Source organism: Blautia sp. HA8986, from assembly GCF_056504635.1.
The window spans coordinates 446,873-470,103 of the sequence record NZ_JBWLUQ010000003.1 but is presented as its reverse complement, the minus strand read 5'-3'; the positions used below and the strand labels follow the sequence as shown (position 1 = coordinate 470,103).

Here is a 23,231-nt window from a genome sequence, read left to right as displayed (position 1 = left end):
CTGTTAAAGATTCCATTGTTGTCCCGACACTCTCTGATACGTACTACTATACCACAAACCCGGTTCCTATAGAACGGGTCTTCTCCATCCTTCTGACACTTTTCCGCTGCCATAAATATTACTGCCCACTCCATGACCGGCAGCACTCTTCACGCATAAATCTCTTCTCCCTCTAATAAACTATATAAAAAGCTTCGGGAGGCGTGCGCCATGAGTTCCAAAACCAGGATCATTGTCCTACATATGAAAGAAATCATTTACACAGCCGTTTTTCTGGCACTGGCTGTAATTCTGGCAGTTATCATCTTTTTTATGTTCGGTCCGGGAAAAACAGCCGACAATACTGCCGCCGAAAAATCCCGCTACAAGCCAGGTGTATACACTTCTTCCATTTCCCTGAACAACAACACCTTTGATGTGGAAGTCACCGTAAATGCCGACAGGATCAAATCCATCCGGCTGGTAAACTTAAGCGAATCCACCAAAGCCTCCTATCCTCTGATGGAGCCGGTTCTTGATTCCCTTGCAAGCCAGATCTACTCTACCCAGTCTCTGGATGATATTCAATATGCAGGGGACAGGAAATATACCTCGCAGGTGCTTCTGGCAGCCATCACAGATGCCGTAAAAAAAGCGGAGAACCCTTAAGCTCTCCGCCTTTTTTGCATCTAATGCTGCACCTGTTCCCTGTACACGGCCAGCATCTTTCGTATCCTTTCAAAGCTCTATTCTCAGATTTCTATCTTCTCCAGCACATCCTGCCAGATCCTTGCACTTGCATCACTTGGCATCCTTAAATCTCCTCTCGGGGAAAGTGCCACACTTCCTACCTTCGGGCCGTCCGGCAGACAGGAACGCTTGAACTGCTGGGCGAAAAATCTCCGGTAGAAAGTTTTCAGCCATTTCAGGATTGTCTCTTTATCATAGATTCCCTCAAATGTGAGGCATGCAAGCCTGTAGATCTTATCCGGTGTAAATCCTGCACGAAGCATATAATACAGATAAAAATCATGCAATTCATAGGGTCCCACCAGATCTTCTGTTTTCTGCGCGATCTTACCGTCCTTAGGTGGCAGAAGCTCCGGGCTTACCGGTGTATCCAGAATATCCATAAGAACCTCCTGAAGCTCCGCATCACCACATGTATCTGCATAATAGCGCACCAGATGGCGCACCAGGGTCTTCGGTACAGATGCATTCACACCATACATGGACATATGATCGCCATTATAGGTTGCCCATCCAAGAGCCAGCTCTGAAAGATCGCCGGTTCCAACAAGAACGCCGCCTTCTTTGTTTGCAGTATCCATCAGAATCTGGGTACGCTCACGTGCCTGGCTGTTCTCATAAGTAACATCATGAATTTCCGGATCATGTCCGATATCACGGAAATGAATATTTACCGCTTCTTTAATATTCACCTCTGTAAGCTTTGCACCAAGACAACTGCTCAGTTTGCAGGCATTCTGATATGTTCTGTCTGTGGTTCCGAAACATGGCATGGTAACGCAGTGGATCTGCTCTCTTTGCATTCCCATTCGGTCAAAAGCCCGTGCCATAACAAGCAGTGCCAGTGTGGAATCCAGGCCTCCGGAAAGTCCTACAACCGCACTTTTGCTGTGGATATGCTCCATACGTTTTTTAAGACCCATGGCCTGGATATTCAGGATCTCCTCGCAGCGTTCATCACGTTCTTCCTTCACAGACGGGACGAATGGATACTGTGGATATTTTCTGGTAAGAACAGTCTCCTCTTCTTTCACGGAAAAATTAATTCTTGTATGGCTGCATGTGGAAACTGCCGGATAAGTAGACATTCTTCTTCTCTCATCAGCCAGTCTCTGAACATCGATCTCGCTGTAAATAATACCGTTCTCAAAGCGTTTGCTCTCAGCAAGGACATTTCCGTTCTCAGCGATCATATTCTGGCCGCCAAAAACAAGATCCTGTGTGGACTCGCCCTCACCGGCACTTGCATAGATATATCCGCAGATCAGTCTTGCAGACTGTCCGCTTACAAGAGTTCTTCTGTAGGAATCCTTTCCAACCATCTCATCACTTGCAGACAGATTGACAATAATATGCGCTCCGTTTACTGCATGGCGGATACTAGGCGGTGCCGGAACCCAGAGATCTTCGCAGAGCTCTGCTGCTACTGTAAATTCCGGATCTTCCTCACACTCAAAGATCATGTCTGTTCCAAACGGAATCTCATCCCAGAACTCATCCTCATCGTTTTTGTCATTTTTGAGGAAATCCACAAACTCCACGTCCTCTTCCTCTGCACCTGCAAACTGTCTCTGCTCATAAAACTCATTATAGTTGGGGATATGCGTTTTCGGAACAAATCCAACGATACGGCCATGATTCAGAGCTGCAGCCACATTATAGAGCTTTCCTCTGTGACGAAGGGGCATTCCCACAAAGATCAGTGCATCTGTCTCCTTTGTCTCTTCAGCGATATGAAGAAGCTCCTCCCACGCACTGTCCAGAAGACATCTCTGGAGAAAAAGATCATGGCAGGTGTATCCCGTAATACTGAATTCAGGAAATACCATCAGCTTTACATGCTCTTTTTCCATTTCGCGGATGGCCCGCAGGATCTCCTCTCCGTTTGCCTTGCAGTCTGCAACTGTGACCCTTGGTGTTGCTGCTGCTACCTTGATAAAACCATGCTTCATTTTTTCTTCCTCCTGCTGCTTATCGCTTGCATTCCCTTATGATTCTCTTCATATCTTCCACTGTGAAATTGTAATTCTTGTTGCAGAAATGGCAGTTCATCTCAATATCTTTGCCTTCCTGGATCATCTCATTAAGCTCTTTTCTGCCAATGCTGATGAGAGCTTTTTCTACTCTTTCTCTGCAGCAATTGCAATGGAACTGTGTTGGCATGGTGTCATTGATCTCTACGTCAAAGCCCTCCAGAACTTTCTCAAGAAGGCTCTCCGGTGTATGTCCCTGCTCCAGAAGATCTGTAACGGAATCAATCTTTGATACGTTCTCCTCCAGCTTCGAGATCACTTCTTCCTCCGCAAAAGGCATCAGCTGTACAATAAACCCACCTGCCTGACGAACTGTGTTATCCTTGTTCATCAGCACTCCAAGACCTACTGCTGACGGAACCTGCTCGCTGGTTGCAAAATAATAGGTAAGGTCTTCTGCGATCTCGCTTGTCTGAAGGGCAACCTGTCCAACATACGGCTCCTTTAAGCCCATATCCTTGATCACATCCATGAAACCAACACCTACTGCACCTGCAACATCCAGCTTGCCTTTGCTGTTGGCCGGAATACATACGTCCGGATTTCCCACATAACCTTTTACATTTCCTTTGGAATCTGCTGTAACTGTGATTCCCTGGAGCGGGCCGCCTGCATGGATACGGAGTGTCAGGAGATCCTTTTCCCCTTTCATCATGGCTCCCATCATAGCTCCTCCTGTGAGAAGACGTCCCAGCGCAGCTGTTGCCACAGGGCTTGTATTATGATCCTGTCTCGCTATCTCCACCACATCAGTTGTCACAGCCGCAAATGCACGGATCTGGCTGTTGGCAGCTGTCGCTCTTACAATATAATCACTCATAAAAAAATCCTCCTTTATTTCTCATCCAGGGAAATTCCCTTTCCATGTTCTCTGGCAATAAATGTCAGTCTTCCGCTGTCCGGCTTCGGCGCATCCTTGGTATAAGCATCGTAAACAGCCAACGGGATCAGTCCTGCTTTCTTCATAAGTTCCTGGATTTTCTCCGGTTCATAGGCTTTCTGATAATGAACCTCCTCATCCTTCTCATAAAGCCCGTCTTCTCTTGGAAGAAACAGGGTAAGATCATAAACATTGATCCCGGTTTCCTCGTCGAATTCATTTTCCCAGATAAAGCTTCCTTCTTCCCGGTTCTCTGCTATGGTAGTATTTCCCAGCATCTCCCGGTATTTATACGGTGTATTCATATCAAAGATAAAAATGCCGTCCGGATCCAGATAATTGTTCACAAGTTTGAATACAGTAAGCAGATCATCTTCTTCTGTGATGTAATTCATGCAGTCACAGACGCTGACAACAGCACGTACTGTTCCGTAAAGTTCGAACTCTCTCATATCCTGTTCCAGATAAAGGATCTCATATCCGGACTCTGCTCTCTTTTCCATGGCTTCGCCCAGCATTTCCTCAGAGTTGTCCACACCGATCATATCATAACCGGACTCTGCCAGAAGCTCCGTCATCACTCCGGTTCCACATCCAAGTTCCAGCACAATACCATCTTCGATCCCATATTCCCTGAGTCTTCCGATCAGATATTCTGCCCATTTTTCATATTCAACATTGTCCATGAATATATCATAAACTCTGGCAAAATCACTGTATGCCTCCATAAAAACCTCCTTCAATTAAAGCCTGCGAACTATCTCTCCGCAGCGTTCACATTATAACATGTCTTTCTTTATAAGTATATGCCTCCAATGCAAAAAATCCGGAACCACAACCGTGATCCCGGATCTCTCAGATTTTCTTATCTGTACTTCTGGCTTACTGTACAGGCATATAATATACATCTGCACTTTCACCATGCCAGTAGAAGCTTGTTCCATCCTCTTCGTATACATCGCAGTCATACTCGGAAGAAAATGTAAATCTGTTTCCTTCGTTGTCCATCCATTTACCGTTACCATCCGGAACGATAACTCGCGGTTTACCGTCGGAATTTCTGTAAATAGTTCTTGTCTCATCTGTATTGCTGAGCTGCTCATCTGTAAATCCACCATTTACGATCGCACCTGAAGAGCTTCCATCGGAAGATGTACTTCCATCTGTAGATGTTCCGTCAGATGTTGTTCCATCGGAAGATGTACTTCCGTCAGAAGATGTGCTTCCGTCGGATGCTGTACTTCCATCTGCGGATGTTCCGTCAGATGTTGTTCCCGCTGCGCTGCTGTCTCCGGAAGCTGTGCTGTCCTTGGATGCAGAATTAGATTTACCTGCACTCTTGGCTGCGGAACCTGTTGCCGCACTCTTCAGAGTGGAATCTCCAAGGATTGCAAAGCTGTCAACTGACTCCTGAACCTTCTTCAGTGCATCCTCTGTCTTAACAGAAGCTACAATGCTGTAATATTCACTGTCATTTACAAAATATTTATTGATGGCATATACGTAACCGTCACTCTTAGTTGTATCCTTATACTTAACTGTATAGGAATAGATATTGATGCCTCCATCTTTCTGCTCTGTCTTATAATCCTGGATCTCAAAATCTGTTCCGTTTACCATGTTCTCTGCCTGAGTCATGGAAACTGCCATATCCTGGGAATTTGGAATTACTGCGGATTCCAGATCTGCGCCTGAGCCGTGAAGAATCAGTATCTTGCCCTGATCCGGAGACTCGAAGCTTAACATATCTGTCTCATCGGACTTGTTTGCCCATGTTGCATCCGGAAGCTTGATCGCTACGGATTTATCCTTGGATGTATAGGTTGTATTCTGTGCATCTGCTGCGACAGTCGGTGTAACCTTCGCTTTCTTCGCCGGTGCCGGAGTAGGAGTAGACTCCACAACCACGCTGTCCTTCTTATCTCCTCCGAAACCACATGCAGTCATGACACCAGAGAGAGCAACAGTCATAGCTAAAAGTGCGATAAATTTCTTATTCTTCATAGTATCCTCCTCATAATCATCATCAGTCATAAAGTGTGTCCGGAGCATTCTCTCCTGAACACACTCTTTGGTACATTTTACGATTATATTACAGCTTTGTCAATTGATTTCTCCCTATACTTTATTAACTTCCTGTAAACAAAAAAGTAATTTTAAAACCGGTTCGCACAATTCTTTTCTTATATTAATCTTTCCGCATTTCCATTTTGTATTCCACATTTTACATATCCATCTTCTGTTATTTGCTTTTAAATCTGTCCCTCTTTTTTTTCAAAAAATTGTGTCTTTATTCATGCACACTTCTGTTGTAAAGTATACCCAACCAAAATCATATGAAAAGAGGACATCTTTTATTCCGGAGATGTTTTCGGGAAAGGAAGTATTACCTATGGAAAAAGCAGTACAGACAGAAGCAAGAGAGGTTCAGGATCTTTCATCCGTACAGTTTCTCACCATCACAGCAGCGTTTGTTGCACTGACCTACATCTTCACAGCATTTATCAATGTGAAGCTCCCGATCGCAGCCAACGGTGGTCTGATCCACCTTGGAAACGTTCCGTTGTTTATCGGAGCTATTTTGTTTGGAAAGAAAACCGGAGCTATTGCCGGTGGTATTGGAATGGGACTCTTTGATCTTCTCTCCGGCTGGACTTTATGGGCACCGTTCACACTTGTTATCGTGGGAATCATGGGATTCACAGTTGGTAAACTCACAGAAGACCACAGGCATCAGAACATGAAATGGTACGTGATCGCCATCGCAGCAGCCTGCGTAATCAAGGTTGTCGGCTACTACATCGCAGAGGTTATCATCTACGGAAACCCGGTCGCTCCTGTCTCATCCATTCCTGGAAACCTGGTACAGATCGGTGTTGCTGCAGTGATCGTACTCATCGTCATCACACCATTAAATCTTGCTGCAAGAAAAACAGGATTAAAGAGATAATAAAAAACACAACAATATAATTACGAGGTAAGGATTATGTATAAGATCATGACACCAGGACCTACACAGGTCGCTGAAAACGTCCGTCTGGCAAGGAGTCTTGAGTGCACGAACCCGGATCTGGACGAAGAATTCGTTGAATTTTACAAAGAAACCTGCGAGAAGATCAGTTCTCTGCTCCATACCTCCAATGAAACCCTCATCTTAAGTGGTGAGGGTATTCTTGGTCTGGAAGCAGCTATCGCATCCATGACTGAGCCCGGAGATAAGGTTCTTGTTCTCGATAACGGAATTTACGGAAAAGGGTTCGCTGATTTTGTTACCATGTATGGCGGACGGCCGGAACTCTATTCCAGAGATTATCAGGAAACTTTTGATGTAAAAGAGCTGGAAGAATTCCTGAAAAACAGCCACGACTACAAATATGCAACCGTTGTTCACGGCGATACCCCAAGTGGTATGCTCAATGATATCTCCGCTATCTGCCCGCTCATGAAAAAATACGGCATCCTTACTGTCGTAGACTCTGTTTCCGCCTCTTTTGGCGAACCTATGAACATTGATGACTGGAAAGTTGATATCATGTGCGGCGGATCCCAGAAAGTAGTATCCGCGCCTCCAGGACTGACCTTCGTTGTAGTAAGCGAAGATGCAAAGAAATCCATGGCAGACCGTAAGACACCAATTGCTTCTTTCTATGCCAACCTTACAGCTTTTGCACATTATTACGAAGAAAAATGGTTTCCATATACCATGCCGATCAGCGATATCTACGGACTCCGCGCTGCCATTGACAACATCGCAGCAGACCCTGCCATCCTCTCCCGCCACGCAAAGATCGCCAGTGCCTCCAGAAAGGCCATCACAGGCGCAGGCCTGAACCTTTACCTGCACAGCGGATATTCCAGTACAGTTACTGTTTTTGAAGTACCGGAGGGCACAACAGCCGAAGCGATCCTTGAGGGAGTAAAAAAAGACTACAACATTATGCTGGCAGGCTCCTTCGATGTCCTGGCTGGCAAAGTGATCCGCATCGGACATATGGGAAACAACGCTGCATTCTATAATGTAAGAGAAGTTTTTGCAGCCCTGGACGGAACTTTACGCAGGCTTGGCGTTCCGCTTAAGGCTTCCATGGAGGATATCTTCTGCAAAAACATGCAGTAATTTCTGAGAGCTCTATAGTAAAAGCACTGTAAGATGAATTCAACTTTTCATCTCGCAGTGCTTTTTTATAATTCCTATAATATTTTTCTTTATTCTTTTACCGCACCGGATGTCATACCACCTACAATGTATTTCTGGCCGATCATGTAAACAATGATAACAGGGATACAGGTAAGTACGATATCAGCAAAAATGTAGTTCCAGTAACTCTTGTTCTTTCCGAAAAACTGATATACAGCCATTGTCATCGGGAACAGTTTACTCTTACTTGACAGATACAGAGGTGTAAGGAAATCACTCCATACTCCCATAAACTGAAGAATAAAACATGTCACCATAGTTGGCTTCAAAAGAGGCATGATAACCTTGAAAAACAGACTTAACGGACCTGCTCCATCAATAACGGCAGCCTCATCCAGCTCAACAGGAACTGAAATCACGAAATTTCGAATCGTAAATATACAAAATGGAATCATCGCGCTGGTGAACACCATAATAATACCGGCTCTTGTATCATTCAGGTGAAGTGTACTGAGTACACGTACCAGAGTTACATAGTTGACCGGGAAAAACAGTCCGCAGAGCACAAAATAGTACAGAAATACATTTAACTTTGTTCTCTTACGGCACATAACAAATGCAGCCATTGCACAAAGTACAACGCCAAGTGTTGTAGCGATCAGCGCATAAGAAAAGCTGTTCAGAAATCCCTGGATCAGACTTCCTTTTTCAATAACCTCAGAGTAGTTGGAAAATACCCACTCTGTAGGGAGTGCCAGACTCATTCTGGCTGCCTCTGCTTTTGTCTTAAAAGAGTTGATCAATACCATATAAAATGGAAGCACGACACATAAACAAAGCAGGATACATACAACATGTTTTAATATATTCTGAATTCTTTTTTTTGCCATTACTGCTGTACCTCCTGTTTACTTAATGTCTTAACAATAAATACACCTATGATTGCTGTAATTACAAGAAGAATAGTATTCAATGCTGAAGACATTCCATACTGTCCTCTGGAATAAAGCTGGAATGCATAAGTTGTAAGAACCTCTGTTGCATGTCCAGGGCCGCCGTTTGTAAGTACATAAACAATATCGAATACTTTCAGACCATATGTAACACCAAATACAAGGTTGATCATGATAGCACCACTCAGCATCGGAAGTGTCACATAACGAAGTCTCTGCCAGAAGTTTGCACCATCGATCTGTGCAGCCTCATAGTAAGATTTCGGAATCGTATTCAGACCTGCAAGGAAGATAGTCATAACATAACCAATACCTCGCCATGCATCTACGCCATAGATAGATTTCCATACAATAGCCAGATCAGACAGCCATTTCTGTTTGAAAATTCCAAGATGGAAAGCATCAAGAAGTGTGTTTAAAAGCCCGTTGTTATAATTCAGGATGGATTTAAATACAAGACCAATGATTACAAAAGGCAGAATAGACGGCAGGTAGAGCAATGTTCTGTAAAGCCCTTTGCCTTTAAGTCCCTCCTGAAGCATAATCGCGATCAGAAGAGCCGGAATCAGCTTAACGATGTTGGAAATGATAGTAAACTTCAATGTATTGCCAATACCGCTCAGATAAGACTTATCTGATGTAAAAATCTCAGCAAAATTCTGCAGTCCCACAAAATGAGTACCATTAAGAACACTTCTGGAGTTCCAGTCTGTAAAGGAGTAACCAACACCCATTACACTGGGAAGCAGGAAAAAAATGATATATAATGCCAACGGCAGTATCAGAAACCACTGTGGATAGATTCTCTTCTTATTCACAGAAAGCACCTCCTGTTTTTAAGTTAAAACAGAGCCGGCAAATACCGGCTCTGCCTTCAAGTCAACTAGTTTTAAGTTCTATTATTTATTTCCAGTTCTCGTCGCCTACAGTTTTTGCTGCCTCAGCACGGTTGGTATCCATGTTCTTGAGAACATCGTTTGCTTCCATCTCGCCCTGGCAGAATGCAACCATATCCTGACCAAACTGTGTCCAGTAATCATTTGTATATTTTGTACCTGTCTGAAGTGTTACAACAGCCTTCTTGTCATCCGGAACTGTCTTAAGGAACTCCTGCTCCTCCGGCAGCCAGTGCTGCTCAAGCTTGTCATCGTTTACATCAAGGTTTGTGTATGCCGGAGAGTTGTCAAGGATTTCCTGAAGGCTCTCTGTTGTTGTAACGAAGTTGAAGAACTCTTTTACAAGATCCTCATGCTCTGTTCCCTTATAACCGAACATTGTCGGGCCTGAGTTGCTGCTTGGATACCAGGTATTGTCGCCAAGTGGCTCAAGAAACATTCCAAACTCATCAGATGTGCCTGTATCTTCCTGGATCTGTTTAATGAAACTGGAATTTGCAAGTGCCATTGCACAGTTTCTGTCACCAAATTCGTTGGACATGTTTGTACTGTCTGTTCCGATCCAGTCTTCTCCGAAGTATCCTGCATCAGAGAGTTCTTTGAACTCATTCAGAACTTCAAGCATCTTCTCGTTATCTGCAAATGTTGCTTTGTTTTCATTTAATGCGTCATAAAGACCAGGTGTTGCTTCTTCATAAACGCCGCCAATCTGGAAAAATGCCAGCTGATGCTGCCATCCATCTGCACCAGGCATGAACCAAGGTGTGATTCCTGCATCCTGGATCTTACCACAGAGTTCTTTCAGCTCATCATATGTTGTCGGTACTTCCCAGCCGTTCTCTTCGAACAGTGTCTTGTTGTAAACCATTACATACTCCGGAGATGCGTTCCAGATCTGAAGTCCGTACAGTTTGTCATTGTATACGCAGGACTCTTTTCTTGTCTCCGGCATAACATTCTCCCAGGAAGCTCCTGTAAAGTCGATGCAGTATTTCTCAGGATCAACGATGGTAGATTCAATTGCAAACGGGTTGGACTGGATCCAGAAGATATCTGCACAGGAATCTGTAGCAAGTTTGGACTGAAGAAGATCTGAATACTGATCAGCCGGAATTGTCTGAAGGTCTACGGTAACATCGTAGGTATCCTCAAAACGTTTAATTGTCTCATCGTAACGATTGTCCATCCATCCTGCTGAAACCAGGATGCTGAGCTCCTCGCCTGCGAAATCGCTCTTCTCATCCGCTGCAGATACGTTCACTGCAAGTCCTGTCGTCATGGAAGCGATCATTGCTGCTGCACAGGCTACTGCCAGAAATCTCTTTCTTTTCATTAATGTTTCCTCCTTTTTTTGAACTGATTTTTCGTTCTCTCTTGATGATATTAGTTTATCATCTGGTCATTTTAAAAGCCATGGATATTCCTGCCCTGTATTTGTACTTTTTTCACAATTTATTATACTTTTTTCATATTTTCCGTAACTATACACAAGTTTCTATTGACATTTTCAAGCACTATTTCAGAATTACATTTTTACGGTTTGTACTTTTTTTACAAATGTGCTATACTTTTAGCCAATGTTTTGCACGACCATTTCACACACAGGGGGCTTACCAATATGAAAACACGCAGTCTGCAGTCCAAACTTTTTATTGCCTATCTTGGCATGGCCTGCCTGATTCTTTTTTCTTTTGCCATATTCTTTTATGTTTTTGCATCCGGGCAGCTGAAGAAAAGCCAGATCAGTGCCATGAGCACCTTAAATTCCACATTTCAATCCCAGGTAGACTCTGCAATCCAGAATCTTGACACTGTATCTGTAAACATCAATTACAGCAACATGTCGAAATCCGTTCTCGACCAGAAATTTGACCTTAATATTTCCGATGAAATGCTTTCTGCCATGTCCGATCTTTTTATCTCCTTAAGCGGCACCGAATTGAAAGCTGATCAGGTAAATCTTTATGATTTCTCCGGATATGTGCTCCAGGCCGGTCTTTCCACCATGGTCAAAAAAAGCGACGACTCTCATAATAAATGGATTCAGAAAGCCCGTGAAGCCAACGGAAAAAAAGTCCTGACAGCTCCTTACAGCACTTACGTCTATTCCAAATCTGCCCGCTATCCCCAGTGGTTCATTTCCCTGTACCGCTCCTTCACCAACCAGTACGGCCGTGGTGTCGGCGTGATCGAAACCGCCAAACAGTGTAAATCCATCTTTAAGAGCATCATTTCCTATGAGAAAAAAAATCACGGAAACGCTGCCAGTGTCTATGTTTTCAATGAGTCCGGCGATCTTATCTATCCTTATGATGTCACAGCCGGCGATGCCAATGATATTTCAAAATATTACAAACTTACTGATTCTGACAAGGATACCCTTACCATACAGAGTCCCATCACAGATCAGAAAGAATACGTTTCCAGACTGAATTCCGCATATACAGGCTACACTTACCTGACTATCCAGCCGGAATCTGTGATTCTTGCCCCTGTATACAAAATGCTGAAGATTCTTCTGGCTGTTGTTGCTGCTTTTCTTTTTGCAGCAGTAATCGTTTCCTACAGGCTTTCCCGTTCTGTAGTAAAACCGGTGAAACACCTGAAGCACATTATCCAGCGTATGGAACTGGACACTCTCGGCCAGGAAAAAGTCACTTCCTATCCGGTTTCCGTCAATGAACTGGAAGAACTGTATCAGGCATTCCAGCTGATGAGCGATAACCTGAAAGATTCCATGACTCAGCTTAACGAAGCCAAGGATCAGGAAATGAAAGCACGCAGCATGGCTTTGCAGAGTCAGATTAATCCTCATTTTTATTACAACTCTCTTTCCAGCATTATGGTGCTTGCAGAAAACGGAGATACGGATACCGTGGAAAAAATGTGCCGCAATCTTTCCAGGATCATGCGTTATATTACCAACACCTCTGAAACAACTGTAACGCTCCGCGAAGAACTTGATTATGTCCGGAAATATCTCTACTGCATGAAAGTCCGCTACCAGTCCAGTCTGAATTATTCCATTGATGTGGATGAATCCCTTCTGGATCAGCCGGTTCCGAAACTGATCATCCAGCCTATTGTGGAAAACGCTATCAAATATGGTTCTGACTGCGAACCGCCATGGACTATCACCATCAGCAGTACAATAAGCAAAAACAGCTGGCAGATCGATGTCACAGACACCGGACCGGGATTTACTGAGGAAGCCAAGAAAAAAATAAATTCAGATATCATAAATGCCATTCGAAATCCCGGCATGCCTGCTTTAAAGATCAACGGTCTTGGCACTGTCAATGTATTTCTCCGCTGGAAACTCTTCTGCAAAAATGATATAATTTTCAGGTATGGAAATACGGCGGACGGCCACGGAATTGTTTCTATTGGACGGTATTTTCAGACAGATGCGGAGGAATAATACTATGAACTATACTGTTATTGTAGCAGAAGATGAAGAACTTCTTCTGAATAATCTGGTACATAAGATTGAAAAAGCAGATCCTGATTTTCAGGTAATCGGCACAGCCCAGACAGGTGCACAGGCTCTCTCGCTGGTGGAACAGATGAGCCCGGATGTGGTATTTACGGATATCAAAATGCCCGTCATGGACGGTATCACCCTGCTCACCAGGATTCGGGATCAGTTTCCCTTTACGAAATTAGTGATCACCAGCGGATTTTCTGATTTTGAATATGCAAAAAAAGCCATCACGCTGAAGGTTTCTGATTACCTTCTGAAGCCTGTAGATCCGGACGAACTCAGGAATGTACTCCTTAAGATCAAACAGGAACTTCAGATCAAGCGTGATGACTACGAAACCGTATTCGCCCCAGGTGCTTCTTGCATGTCACCGGGACAGATTGCAGAGCTTCTCAAGAACTTCATGGTACAGAATTATGCAGAGGATATCAACCTGAACCTGATTGCAGGAACCATGAACTACAGTCCCAGCTACCTGACCAAGATCTTCTGTCAGGTCTATGACTGCACCCCTACCAAATATCTGATCAATCTCCGGATGAGCCATGCACAGAAGCTGCTGATCCATGAGCCTTCCCTTTCTGTAAAACAGATCGGTGAAATGTGCGGCTATCACGATCAGGGATATTTCAGCAGGATCTTTAAGAAACATACAGGAAAAAGCCCTCTGGAATATAAAGATGAGGGAGAGATCCAGCAGATCAGTTAATAAATTTTTCAGGTATATATAAACAAAAAAGTCATTTCATGACGTCCGGTTATGCTCTGTTCCCAAAGCATCCGGCTTCTGAAATGACTTTTTATTTTTTATTTCACAACTTCATACATATACAATTCATGAAGAGCTCTCGTCGCCGCAATATATCTCACCCGCTCCACAATCGGACTTCGGTCTTCCCCAGGAAATACAGAAAATACCTGATCAAACTCCAGACCCTTTGCCATGTAGAATGTTGTGACAGTCAGGCCTTTTTTGAAGTTTGTGCTGTCTCTGTGAAGAAGAGACAGACGCTCCTTGGTATCAAAACCTTCTGCTTCCAGCCTCTCTTTCAGAATGTAGTAAGCTTCTCTGGCTTCATCGGCAGTTCTTACAATCACAGCTGCTGTTTCATATGAAATAATATCTTCAACACCCTCATCTGCATTCCCAGCTAAGACTGCCTGCTTCTCAAGCCGCAGTTCTCTCACTACGCTCTCCAGTGCCTCCTCAAGCCCCGGAAATTCTTTTTCCACAACAGGTTTTCCATGACGTTCAAAAAGCTCCACTTCCGTAATTCCCGCCAGTTTATTGGCATAAGACGCAATCTCAACAGTATTACGGTAGCTCTTATTCATCACGATCCTGCGTATATCTTTTCCAAAGATCCTAGGCAGAAATGTCAGCACATCCTGCTGCTCGCCGTCCATAGTCTGTTCTCTGTCCCCAAGAATAGTCATCCTGCATTTAAAGAGTCTCTGAATGATCAGATACTGGATCATGGAATAATCCTGCATCTCATCCACGATCAGATGGCGCACACCGGAATCCTCCTGCTGAGTTTCCAGCCGATATTTCAGATACAGAACCGGATACACATCCTCATAGCGCAGCTTTCTTTTTTCATACCGAACCTGTGGAAGAGAAGGAAAACCTTCCTGTCTCAGGAAACGGTTGTACAGCACATAGAGATCTCTTGTCTCATACATCCTGTAGAAACGGCTCTTCACAGCCTCCCTCTCCTCATCCGGAAGATCGAATCCCTTAAGAGTCTCCACCTCATCAATGAAATATTCTGCCACTGCATCCATTCTGGAAAGCAGCGGGATATCCATGAATTTAAAGTAAAAAAGCTCTATGATCTCCTGCTCTTTTTTGACCACGCCTCTGTGTTCCACATCACGGAAGTTCATAAGGCTGTCCTCAAGCTCCACCAGATATCCTTCCATACGATTCAGAAAATCCCGTGACAGTTTCTCTTTCAGAAGCTTTTCATCGCATAATCCTGCAATCTGACGCTCGATCAGATCATATCTGTCTTCACAGTCAGAAACAACATTTTTCAGTCTCTTGTATGCAAAAAGGTCAAAGCTCATCTCCCGGATATTCTCCTCGCCAAGCTCCGGCAGGATATGGGAAATATAGTCCGAGAACACCCCATTCGGTGAAAGCACCAGCACAGAAGAGGATTTCAGATTTTTCCTGTCATGATACAGGAGATAAGCGATCCTGTGCAGGGCAATGGAAGTCTTTCCGCTTCCTGCTGCTCCCTGGATCACCATGATACGATCCGAAGTGTTTCGGATGATCGCATTCTGCTCCTTCTGGATCGTGCGGATAATATTCTTCAGCTGTACATCACCGTTACTTCCAAGTTCTGCCTTCAGGATCTCATCGTCGATCTTCACATCACTCTCAAACTCATAGATCATTTTTCCACCGCGGATCTTGTACTGCCACTTGGCAGCAATATCCCCGTGGATCTCGCCAAGCGGAGCCTGGTAGGAAGCCGGTCCCTTGTCAAAATCATAGAACAGTCCGGACACAGGTGCTCTCCAGTCATAGATCAGCGGAAGTCCGCCGTTCTCCTCAGCCAGGTTCGCAATTCCGATATAAAATATCTCCGGCTCATCTTCTCCTTCATAGCAGAAATCCACCCTTCCGAAAAACGGTGAATCCATCATCTTCCTGAATCTCCGACGCAGTTCGATTTTCTCATTGCTGGCATTGATCTCATGGAGAAGTGCCTGCTGGTTATCAAAATTCTCATATCCGTACTGGTCCATCTCTGTATAATTTTCCCAGTAGTATTCGTGCATACCTTCGATTTCTTTCTGCCCGGCCTCTATGGATTCATCCAGCTGTGCGATCCTGTGCTTCAATGTCTCTGTCACATGCGAAAGGTATTCACGTCCGTTTTTTACCGCTGCCATAAGCCTTAATCCACCACTACAGCAGTTCCGCTTGCTGTTACCATCAGCATTCCATTATCTGCACCAAGCACCTCGTAGTCAATATCCACACCGATCACTGCATTAGCTCCCATTGCACCTGCACGCTGCTCCAGCTCTGCCAGGGCTTCTTCTCTGGCTTTCTGAAGTTCTTCCTCATAACCGGCGCTTCTGCCGCCAAAGAAATTCCGAAGACCTGCGCCAAGATCTTTCATGAAATTTACTCCTGTGATCACTTCTCCGAATGCGATTCCTTTATATTCACGGATTGCTCTTCCCTCTACAGATGGCGTTGTTGTTATGATCATGGTAAAATCCTCCCGTTTCTGTCGTTTTTTCTCAGGCATAAAAATGCCTTATTACAGAATTATACCCGAAAGCCGTCACGATGTATAGAGTAAAAAAAGGCTGCCCAAAGAGATGCCAGGCACCTTTTCAGACAGTCTTTCCTTATTATCGCTTATTTATTTTACAACTTCAGTCACATAGGAAACTTCTTCCATTCCCGGATAACTTCCCTGACGCCCGCCAACAGTCAGAGTTCCTGTTTTATCATCCCAGATAAGCTCTGTTGTTGCATAAGCACCGTTTTCAAAATTGTAGTTATTTCCCTCATCCTCATAAATAGTGAACTTGCAGTCTTCACCTGGATATACCACAAGTTTCACCGGCTCCTCCGGTTTCTGGGATGCATATACAAGTCCCTCTGCAACAGGAAGGATACTTCCTGCTTTTACAAAAATCGGCATCTGGTCGATCGGAGCATCTACGGTTACGTACTGGCCGCCTTCATACTCCTTGTTTGTCCAGTAATCGTACCATTTCGTACCTGCCGGGAGATAGCATTTCCATATTTTCTCTCTATGGAGCTCAGTACTCTCCGATCCATAATACATCGGCTCTGTAACAGCACAGATCAAAAGGGACGGTCCGAACATAAACTCATTCTCAACCTTGCGTGCATCTTTATCCTCCGGGAAGTCAAAGAGAAGGCTTCTCATAATCGTATAATCATTAAAATGTACAGCACCTGCCAGGGAATAAATATACGGCATCAGATGATAACGGAGCTTGATAAACTTCTCAATGGCATCATAGAACATGGTTCCTTTTTCACCGAAGTTCCAGATTTCTCTTGGTGTATCAGTTCCATGGGAACGGAACATCGGAAGGAAGGTTCCCATCTCCAGCCATCTTGTATACAGCTCACAGTATCCTTTATCCTTCACACCTTCATTATATTTGCCCTGCCAGAACCATTTAGGCTCCGGATCTGTGTTGCAGCCGCATCCACGGTTCTGCCACTTATCAGCAACTGTAAAGAAAGCGCCGATATCCAGTGTCCAGTATGGATATCCGCTGAGTCCCATATTCAGCCCTTCCACGATCTGTGTCTTAAGATTATCCCAAGATGCACAGGTGTCGCCTGACCACAGCATTGCAGAATATTTCTGGCCGGAAGCATAGCCGGAACGTGTCAGGTTAAGAACTCGTTTCTCTTCTGTAGTTTTTCTCTGATTCTCATAAATTCCCTTTGCATGCATCAGTGCAAAAGCATTGGCAACCGCAGGATCCAGATATTTCTTGTGCTCACCGCCGACAAGCTCATATCTTTCCCATGGCTCCCTCTTTACTGCACCACCCCAGTCAGGACCGGAAAACGGTTCTGTGGAATCGCACCACCAGGAATCAAAGCCCTGGTCAAAAAGTCCTTCCTGTGCCTGTTTCCAGTACATTTCTCTCGCTTCTTCATTAAACGCATCATAAGTCGCATAATCATAAAGAAGATGACCAGTCTTAAAAAACTCTGTATGGTTCTTGCCGCCTGCATTCATATTCGGCCATACGGAAACCATGGTATGGGCATTCAGTTTGTGGATTTCCTCCGCACATTCTTTCATATCTCCGTAACGCTTCTGATCCAGGATCTTCTCGCCCCAGTTTCCAGGATCCCAGGTATTCCAGTCCTGTACCACACAGTCAAGCGGAACCCCGATCTCACGGTAATGACGAACAATCTCAAGAAGCTCTTTTGCTGTGTAATACTGCTCTTTGGACTGTACATAACCATAAGCCCATTTCGGCAGCATCTGCGCCTTGCCTGTAAGATAACGGTAATCATGGATGATCTCATCCATAGTATGACCGCCCATAAAATAATAATCGATCTGATCTACAGTATCCAGAAACAGATAGGAATCTTTCAGATCATCATTAAAAGTCATAAGCGAACAGCAGTCAACAAGAATTCCATATCCTTCTGTGGAAACCAAAACAGGCATCGGGATACGCATGTTATGCTGATATAAGTACTGGCAGTGACCTCTGTAGTTGTAAATACCTTCCTCTGCCTGGCCAAGCCCATGGATTTCCTCATCCTCTTTCCATGTGAAGAACAGTTTTCCACGATATGCTGTTCTTACTTTCTCAGCTTTCAGATTCTGGATAAAATTTCTCTCACCGTCAACTGTCTTTACACGGTTGATGATCGGCTCCTCATCGCCTGTATTATAGTGGATCACATCTGTTTCAGTCAGTTCCGGTTTTTTCTGGGAAAGCCACTTGCTTCCGTCTGCATGCTTCCAGATGATATCACCGGATGCAGTGTTGATCTCTGCACAGACTTTCGCAGTTTTCACAACGATACTTCCTGCATTTTCCTCTGCTGAAAAATCAACCTCAGGATATTCTTTTTTCTCAATGATCAGGGAGTCCTGTGCCTCTTTGATCTCTTTTCCGGAAACGATCACGCGGATGATCTCCTCTGTCACCGGAACCACCCGGTATGTCAGCTTTCCTGCTTCAAACTGTACATATCTATCTGTTTTAACCATAATTTCCCTTCTCCTTATCTGTCCGGTAAATCAGACATTAATATTCCATTTCTGATATCGGAGCCTTTCTAATAAAAAAGCTCCGATATCAGGACAAAATTTCTTACTTTTATCCTAACATCGAAGCCTGATCTCCGTCTATGACTTATCTGCTCATGAATTTTAACTATTTTTACTGTTTCTTCTGCTTCTCATCTTTCGGCGGTTTCCCCACATGTTTTTTGTAAAGTCTGTAAAAATTGGAAATATTGTTAAATCCGCATTCCATGGCGATTTCCGTAACGTTTTTATCTGTTTCCCGAAGAAGCTCACGCGCATGGTTAATCCTCATCCTTGTGACATAATCGCTGAAACTGATATTTGTCACCTTACGGAAATAAGAAGAAAAATAGTTGGAACTCATATATACGGAAGAAGCAACTTCTTCCAGAGTGATCTTCTCACAGTAATGATCATCTATGTAATTAAAAGCCTGCTCAAGACGCTTCATTGCATTTTTCTTCTCACGGAGCATTTCCCCGGACTTGCTCTCATCCTGATAAGCCCGTATCAGCATAGTAAGAATACGAAGTACATTCGCCTTGATCATCAGCGGATAGCCTTCTTTTTTCTGTTGCCATTCGTGATAGATTTCCCAGATACTGGAACGGATTTCTCCGCTTACCTCTTCTTCTCTGCCGATACGGTTCTTAAAATTACTTCCTCTCTCAACAAACGGCTTCAGATATTCCGTATCAAAAACACTCAGCTTTTCGGCTACAAATTCCGGTGAAAAGATCATCACAAGAAGCTTCATGTCTCCACCGATCAGCTTCCATCCATGAGGCTCCACATTATTGAAGATGATAATATCATCTTCTTCCATTGTATATTCCTGCCCGTTTACAAAATAATTTCCCTTTCCCTCCAACACACAGGTGATCTCGAAATAGCTGTGCCAGTGATAACTTCCCGGCCGGCTGTTCTCCGGTGTCAGTTCCACCTCTGAGATCTGAAAAGGAAATTCTTTGTCAAGGGGTATGTTGTCTCTCTCTAATCGCAAATTCTGCCTCCTGTAAACGCAGACACTGTCAACGCATCAGCTGTTTCCGGCAGGACCGGCAGTCTTTCCAGTGTCTTCTTACGCTCACAATATTATAGCAGATATTATTTTTCCATGCAATCTGTGATAGTTCGTTCTAACTCTTCCAGCTGGTCTTCGTGCTTCCCATGGACGGCAATGCGGAAATAATCATTACCCTGAATTCCTTTTATCATATAGTAATCGCTGTCAATCTTAAAAAACGGCTGTTTCAGCATATCAAGATATGTGAATCCCCCCAATGGTCTCAGCTTCAGGATGAATTCCCGCTCTACCGGTTCATCCAGAAGATAATCCCAGGCAAACCAGCCGGATTCTGCACATTTTTCCCTGGAAGGCTGTTTTCCTATTATTTTCATAATCGTGTATTCCCCTTTCCTTTACAGGCAGATTTCCCGTGGATCTGCTGTCTGCCCTATATGACTGATACCTGTGATCGTTCTTCATATACATCCGTATAAATTTGCTCTGTGACTTGCCTGCTAAATATTCCGTGCCACAGATGCCGCTATTTCCTTCGCAGCTCCTAAAAATTCCTTTATATCCTTCTCCTCCGTAAACCACGAAACACTTACTCTCACAGTTCCGCCCTCTTCTGTTCCCATTGCCTTATGGATCAGTGGCGAACAGTGAAGCCCTGAACGGACAATGATACCATATCCGCTTTCCAGAATATACGCGGCATCCGAAGCTTTCAGTCCCTGAAAATTCAGGCTCATCACAGGTCCTCTGCATACGTCATGGTTTCCGTAGAGCCTTACACCCTCTATCTGTTCCAGCCCACTATAAAGCATTTCCATCAGACGAGCTTCTTTTTCCATAATGGCGGAAAGCCCCGTCTGTTCAATAAATTCCACACCCGCCAGAAGTCCTGTGATTCCCGGCATGTTCTGAGTTCCTACCTCATACTCATAATCTTTGTTCTCGTAGGTAAGCTGTGCGCTGTTTCTTCCGGTTCCCCCATATTTCAGAGGCTTCAGCTCAATTCCGCTCCTGACATAAAATCCGCCGGTTCCCTGAATTCCCATCAGGCTTTTGTGCCCTGTAAAAATAAGCGCATCTGCTTCCCATTTATCTGCATCAACAGGGATACAGCCAGCACTCTGCGACACATCCACGATCAGGAGCAGCCCATGTCTCTTTGCAAATTCCCGGATCATCTCCATATCCTGCACACAGCCTGTCACGTTGGAACAGTGGTTCACGATCAGCACACGGCTGTCCGGTCGTACTGCTGTTTCCAGGGCTTCTTCCGTCACTGTCCCGTTTATCGTACACTTTACTACCAGCACCGGATGTTCTCTCAGCTGTTCCAGATTATATACCGGACGTAGCACACTGTTATGCTCTGTCTGCGTTACCAGGATGCTACTGCCTTTTTCACCGTAGTCCAGCCCCCCAAGGACTGTATTCATGCTTTCTGTTGCCCCTGATGTAAAAAATATTCTCTCTGTTTCCCTGATTCCAAGGAGCTGTCCCAGTTTTTCCCGGCAAAGTACTTCCACATCTTTTTTCATGATCGAGCTGCCGCCCCGGAACTGCGAAGCAGGCGTGCCGCTAAGACACGCCTGCACAGTTTCCGAAACAGCAGGGGGCTTCGGCCAGGAAGTTGCCCCGTTGTTCAGATATATCATCCAATCATCCTTCCAGAATATTGAAGTTCATAATTTTTGCAATCTTCTTAATCATCTTTGTGTAATCACCGAAGATCAGCACCTGATGATGTCCGAATCCTGCAAGATTGTGCATGAATTCTCTTGCATCGTCCATCTGGATGTAGTAGAACGGACTGCAGTATGTATCTGCATATTCAGAACGGATAACCTTGCCTTTCTTGATGCACATGGTATCGCCTGCCGGATTGAAACGTCCAAGTGTGATATAATCATCATCGTTCTCTGTGAAGTCAACCTGCAGTTTTCCACCGAATCCCTGGCCTGTGAATGCCCAGAGTTTGTATGCCAGCGGTTTTGTTCCATAACCGTTCATCTGAAGAGCCGGTACTGCATGGTGGATGCGGAGAAGCTCGTCTGTCTCGTGGTTCGGGTTACCCATGAATGCCGGACGTTTTCCGGCATACTGCATGATCAGCATGGCCATCAGTGCATTAAGATCTTCCTCACATCCGCTTGGAATTCCCTCGTCTTTCATGATGGAATGGCACATACATGGTGTGAATTTACGGTTCTGCGGGATTTCTGTTGTACAGAGCTCATGACATGCGGTTGAGAAAGCGTTGCAGTCATAAATATCCATCATCTTTTTGGCAGCCAGATAATATTTCACGTCATTGATAAACCAGTCTGTGTTTACCTGTGTGTCGGTAGATCCTGCAATGATCTTATCTGCAATCGGTTTTGCTTCCTCATCTGTGATCTCATCCATATATTTGAAGATAGATGTAAATGGAAGCTTCACCACTTCAACTCCGTAACGCTGACGCAGGATCTCCGGATCACGGATCAGACTCTGGATTCCGAATGTAGGCTGAGATCCTGCTGTCAGTACAAGCGCCCTTGTATTGCGAACTGCTTTTCTTACCCAGAGAATATGCATGATCTCATTCACATCCTGAAGATCCATACATACATATGCCTCTACTCCGATGGAACGGCAGTATGCTGCAAAATCAATTCCTTCGTTTCCGTTCTGCCAGATAACGACCGGCTTTCCGAAACGCTCAAGCTTAGGAATTCTCCAGCCCATGCAGAGGAAGCAATCGATCTCATCAACATCCTCTCCGATTTTTGCAAAAAGGTCTTTATCTACAACAAAAGACTCATTATAGCGGACATCCACAGGCTCCGTGAATTCTACCTCATCAATAACCCCTTTTAATCCCTTAACTGAATTTTTGAATGCCTCATCAGCTGCTTTTGTCTCAGCTTCAACAGTCATATCCTCTTTATGTCCGGCACGACATGGTCCCTCCCAGAAATGTGTATGTGTCAGACATCCAACCAACGGTTTTACTACAAGTTTCATATCCATTGCTTTCTGTTTCATAATAAAAATACCTCTCTTCTCTTTAACATTCCGCATTTTCCGCATTATATAGTTTGTAGTTTTTCCGCACACTCGATATATCCTATTATACTGTATGAATCATGGAATTCCTCTTTATTCTTCCGAACAGACTGTACTTTCTTACGATTTTTGTGCTATTTTCATATAATTTATATTATTATTCCTATCATTTTTATATGAATCATACAATATTTATTCACCACATTAACCTGAAAAAAATCCGCAAAAAAAGCACCGGAAACGTGGCC

19 protein-coding genes are annotated in these 23,231 nt (G+C 44.3%); 5 read left to right on the top strand and 14 right to left on the bottom strand.

Going from position 1 to position 23,231, the window contains the following annotated elements:
* The first annotated feature begins 210 nt into the window (after nucleotides 1–210).
* Nucleotides 211–648: an FMN-binding protein gene (locus AC04Q4_RS16905; RefSeq protein WP_119239050.1), complete on the top strand. Its 438-nt coding sequence runs from the start codon at nucleotides 211–213 to the stop codon at nucleotides 646–648.
* An 83-nt stretch (nucleotides 649–731) separates the two neighbouring features.
* On the opposite strand, the gene AC04Q4_RS16900 is transcribed toward AC04Q4_RS16905, so the two are convergent.
* The 4 genes from AC04Q4_RS16900 to AC04Q4_RS16885 form a co-directional block, all read right to left on the bottom strand.
* Complete coding sequence (locus AC04Q4_RS16900) at nucleotides 732–2,681, bottom strand: NAD(+) synthase (RefSeq protein ID WP_173737457.1); 1,950 nt, start codon at nucleotides 2,679–2,681, stop codon at nucleotides 732–734.
* A 19-nt stretch (nucleotides 2,682–2,700) separates the two neighbouring features.
* Nucleotides 2,701–3,582 (bottom strand): Hsp33 family molecular chaperone HslO, encoded by an 882-nt coding sequence (gene hslO / locus AC04Q4_RS16895; protein ID WP_476389351.1) that lies wholly within the window; start codon nucleotides 3,580–3,582, stop codon nucleotides 2,701–2,703.
* Between the two features lie 14 nt (nucleotides 3,583–3,596).
* Nucleotides 3,597–4,370: a class I SAM-dependent DNA methyltransferase gene (locus AC04Q4_RS16890; protein WP_173737455.1), complete on the bottom strand. Its 774-nt coding sequence runs from the start codon at nucleotides 4,368–4,370 to the stop codon at nucleotides 3,597–3,599.
* A gap of 154 nt (nucleotides 4,371–4,524) precedes the next feature.
* A complete protein-coding gene (locus tag AC04Q4_RS16885) occupies nucleotides 4,525–5,646 on the bottom strand; it encodes a hypothetical protein (RefSeq protein ID WP_243251360.1) in 1,122 nt (373 codons plus the stop codon).
* 388 nt (nucleotides 5,647–6,034) lie between these two features.
* Between AC04Q4_RS16885 and AC04Q4_RS16880 the strand changes: the two genes are divergently transcribed.
* Both AC04Q4_RS16880 and AC04Q4_RS16875 read left to right on the top strand, forming a co-directional pair.
* Nucleotides 6,035–6,592 (top strand): ECF transporter S component, encoded by a 558-nt coding sequence (locus AC04Q4_RS16880; protein WP_173737453.1) that lies wholly within the window; start codon nucleotides 6,035–6,037, stop codon nucleotides 6,590–6,592.
* Between the two features lie 36 nt (nucleotides 6,593–6,628).
* Nucleotides 6,629–7,759, top strand: coding sequence for an aminotransferase class V-fold PLP-dependent enzyme (locus AC04Q4_RS16875; RefSeq protein ID WP_476389350.1), 1,131 nt, complete (start codon nucleotides 6,629–6,631; stop codon nucleotides 7,757–7,759).
* Between the two features lie 89 nt (nucleotides 7,760–7,848).
* Here the strand turns inward: AC04Q4_RS16875 and AC04Q4_RS16870 are convergent, their stop codons facing one another.
* The 3 genes from AC04Q4_RS16870 to AC04Q4_RS16860 form a co-directional block, all read right to left on the bottom strand.
* On the bottom strand, nucleotides 7,849–8,670 hold the full coding sequence (locus AC04Q4_RS16870) for a carbohydrate ABC transporter permease (RefSeq protein WP_178641613.1): 822 nt from the start codon (nucleotides 8,668–8,670) through the stop codon (nucleotides 7,849–7,851).
* Nucleotides 8,670–9,551 (bottom strand): ABC transporter permease subunit, encoded by an 882-nt coding sequence (locus tag AC04Q4_RS16865; protein WP_476389349.1) that lies wholly within the window; start codon nucleotides 9,549–9,551, stop codon nucleotides 8,670–8,672. The genes AC04Q4_RS16870 and AC04Q4_RS16865 overlap by 1 nt, the downstream gene beginning before the upstream one ends.
* A gap of 85 nt (nucleotides 9,552–9,636) precedes the next feature.
* Nucleotides 9,637–10,962: an ABC transporter substrate-binding protein gene (locus AC04Q4_RS16860; protein WP_119239043.1), complete on the bottom strand. Its 1,326-nt coding sequence runs from the start codon at nucleotides 10,960–10,962 to the stop codon at nucleotides 9,637–9,639.
* Nucleotides 10,963–11,247: 285 nt separating this feature from the next.
* Here AC04Q4_RS16860 and AC04Q4_RS16855 point away from each other — a divergent pair, with 285 nt between their 5' ends.
* Together AC04Q4_RS16855 and AC04Q4_RS16850 are read left to right on the top strand one after the other, a co-directional pair.
* On the top strand, nucleotides 11,248–13,050 hold the full coding sequence (locus AC04Q4_RS16855) for a histidine kinase (RefSeq protein ID WP_476389348.1): 1,803 nt from the start codon (nucleotides 11,248–11,250) through the stop codon (nucleotides 13,048–13,050).
* Nucleotides 13,051–13,054: 4 nt separating this feature from the next.
* Nucleotides 13,055–13,822, top strand: coding sequence for a response regulator (locus AC04Q4_RS16850; RefSeq protein ID WP_476389347.1), 768 nt, complete (start codon nucleotides 13,055–13,057; stop codon nucleotides 13,820–13,822).
* Between the two features lie 98 nt (nucleotides 13,823–13,920).
* On the opposite strand, the gene AC04Q4_RS16845 is transcribed toward AC04Q4_RS16850, so the two are convergent.
* The 7 genes from AC04Q4_RS16845 to AC04Q4_RS16815 form a co-directional block, all read right to left on the bottom strand.
* Nucleotides 13,921–16,023, bottom strand: a complete 2,103-nt coding sequence (locus AC04Q4_RS16845; RefSeq protein ID WP_476389346.1) for a UvrD-helicase domain-containing protein — start codon at nucleotides 16,021–16,023, stop codon at nucleotides 13,921–13,923.
* Between the two features lie 5 nt (nucleotides 16,024–16,028).
* Nucleotides 16,029–16,349 (bottom strand): putative heavy metal-binding protein, encoded by a 321-nt coding sequence (locus AC04Q4_RS16840; protein WP_173737447.1) that lies wholly within the window; start codon nucleotides 16,347–16,349, stop codon nucleotides 16,029–16,031.
* 156 nt (nucleotides 16,350–16,505) lie between these two features.
* A complete protein-coding gene (locus AC04Q4_RS16835; protein WP_476389345.1) occupies nucleotides 16,506–18,875 on the bottom strand; it encodes a TIM-barrel domain-containing protein in 2,370 nt (789 codons plus the stop codon).
* 172 nt (nucleotides 18,876–19,047) lie between these two features.
* Complete coding sequence (locus AC04Q4_RS16830) at nucleotides 19,048–19,917, bottom strand: helix-turn-helix domain-containing protein (protein ID WP_476389344.1); 870 nt, start codon at nucleotides 19,915–19,917, stop codon at nucleotides 19,048–19,050.
* 104 nt (nucleotides 19,918–20,021) lie between these two features.
* Nucleotides 20,022–20,315, bottom strand: coding sequence for a hypothetical protein (locus tag AC04Q4_RS16825; RefSeq protein ID WP_110103239.1), 294 nt, complete (start codon nucleotides 20,313–20,315; stop codon nucleotides 20,022–20,024).
* Between the two features lie 123 nt (nucleotides 20,316–20,438).
* On the bottom strand, nucleotides 20,439–21,590 hold the full coding sequence (locus AC04Q4_RS16820) for an aminotransferase class V-fold PLP-dependent enzyme (protein ID WP_476389343.1): 1,152 nt from the start codon (nucleotides 21,588–21,590) through the stop codon (nucleotides 20,439–20,441).
* Between the two features lie 4 nt (nucleotides 21,591–21,594).
* Nucleotides 21,595–22,962 carry a hypothetical protein gene (locus AC04Q4_RS16815; RefSeq protein WP_119239106.1) on the bottom strand — a complete coding sequence of 456 codons (1,368 nt, stop codon included), beginning with the start codon at nucleotides 22,960–22,962 and terminating at the stop codon, nucleotides 21,595–21,597.
* Nucleotides 22,963–23,231: the final 269 nt, after the last annotated feature.

What these genes read in the sequence shown, in the direction of transcription:
- AC04Q4_RS16905 (WP_119239050.1), top strand. Translation starts at nt 211, where the DNA reads ATGAGTTCCAAAACCAGGATCATTGTCCTACATATGAAAGAAATCATT.
- AC04Q4_RS16900 (WP_173737457.1), bottom strand. Translation starts at nt 2,681, where the DNA reads ATGAAGCATGGTTTTATCAAGGTAGCAGCAGCAACACCAAGGGTCACA.
- hslO (WP_476389351.1), bottom strand. Translation starts at nt 3,582, where the DNA reads ATGAGTGATTATATTGTAAGAGCGACAGCTGCCAACAGCCAGATCCGT.
- AC04Q4_RS16890 (WP_173737455.1), bottom strand. Translation starts at nt 4,370, where the DNA reads ATGGAGGCATACAGTGATTTTGCCAGAGTTTATGATATATTCATGGAC.
- AC04Q4_RS16885 (WP_243251360.1), bottom strand. Translation starts at nt 5,646, where the DNA reads ATGAAGAATAAGAAATTTATCGCACTTTTAGCTATGACTGTTGCTCTC.
- AC04Q4_RS16880 (WP_173737453.1), top strand. Translation starts at nt 6,035, where the DNA reads ATGGAAAAAGCAGTACAGACAGAAGCAAGAGAGGTTCAGGATCTTTCA.
- AC04Q4_RS16875 (WP_476389350.1), top strand. Translation starts at nt 6,629, where the DNA reads ATGTATAAGATCATGACACCAGGACCTACACAGGTCGCTGAAAACGTC.
- AC04Q4_RS16870 (WP_178641613.1), bottom strand. Translation starts at nt 8,670, where the DNA reads ATGGCAAAAAAAAGAATTCAGAATATATTAAAACATGTTGTATGTATC.
- AC04Q4_RS16860 (WP_119239043.1), bottom strand. Translation starts at nt 10,962, where the DNA reads ATGAAAAGAAAGAGATTTCTGGCAGTAGCCTGTGCAGCAGCAATGATC.
- AC04Q4_RS16855 (WP_476389348.1), top strand. Translation starts at nt 11,248, where the DNA reads ATGAAAACACGCAGTCTGCAGTCCAAACTTTTTATTGCCTATCTTGGC.
- AC04Q4_RS16850 (WP_476389347.1), top strand. Translation starts at nt 13,055, where the DNA reads ATGAACTATACTGTTATTGTAGCAGAAGATGAAGAACTTCTTCTGAAT.
- AC04Q4_RS16845 (WP_476389346.1), bottom strand. Translation starts at nt 16,023, where the DNA reads ATGGCAGCGGTAAAAAACGGACGTGAATACCTTTCGCATGTGACAGAG.
- AC04Q4_RS16840 (WP_173737447.1), bottom strand. Translation starts at nt 16,349, where the DNA reads ATGATCATAACAACAACGCCATCTGTAGAGGGAAGAGCAATCCGTGAA.
- AC04Q4_RS16835 (WP_476389345.1), bottom strand. Translation starts at nt 18,875, where the DNA reads ATGGTTAAAACAGATAGATATGTACAGTTTGAAGCAGGAAAGCTGACA.
- AC04Q4_RS16825 (WP_110103239.1), bottom strand. Translation starts at nt 20,315, where the DNA reads ATGAAAATAATAGGAAAACAGCCTTCCAGGGAAAAATGTGCAGAATCC.
- AC04Q4_RS16820 (WP_476389343.1), bottom strand. Translation starts at nt 21,590, where the DNA reads ATGATATATCTGAACAACGGGGCAACTTCCTGGCCGAAGCCCCCTGCT.
- AC04Q4_RS16815 (WP_119239106.1), bottom strand. Translation starts at nt 22,962, where the DNA reads ATGAAACAGAAAGCAATGGATATGAAACTTGTAGTAAAACCGTTGGTT.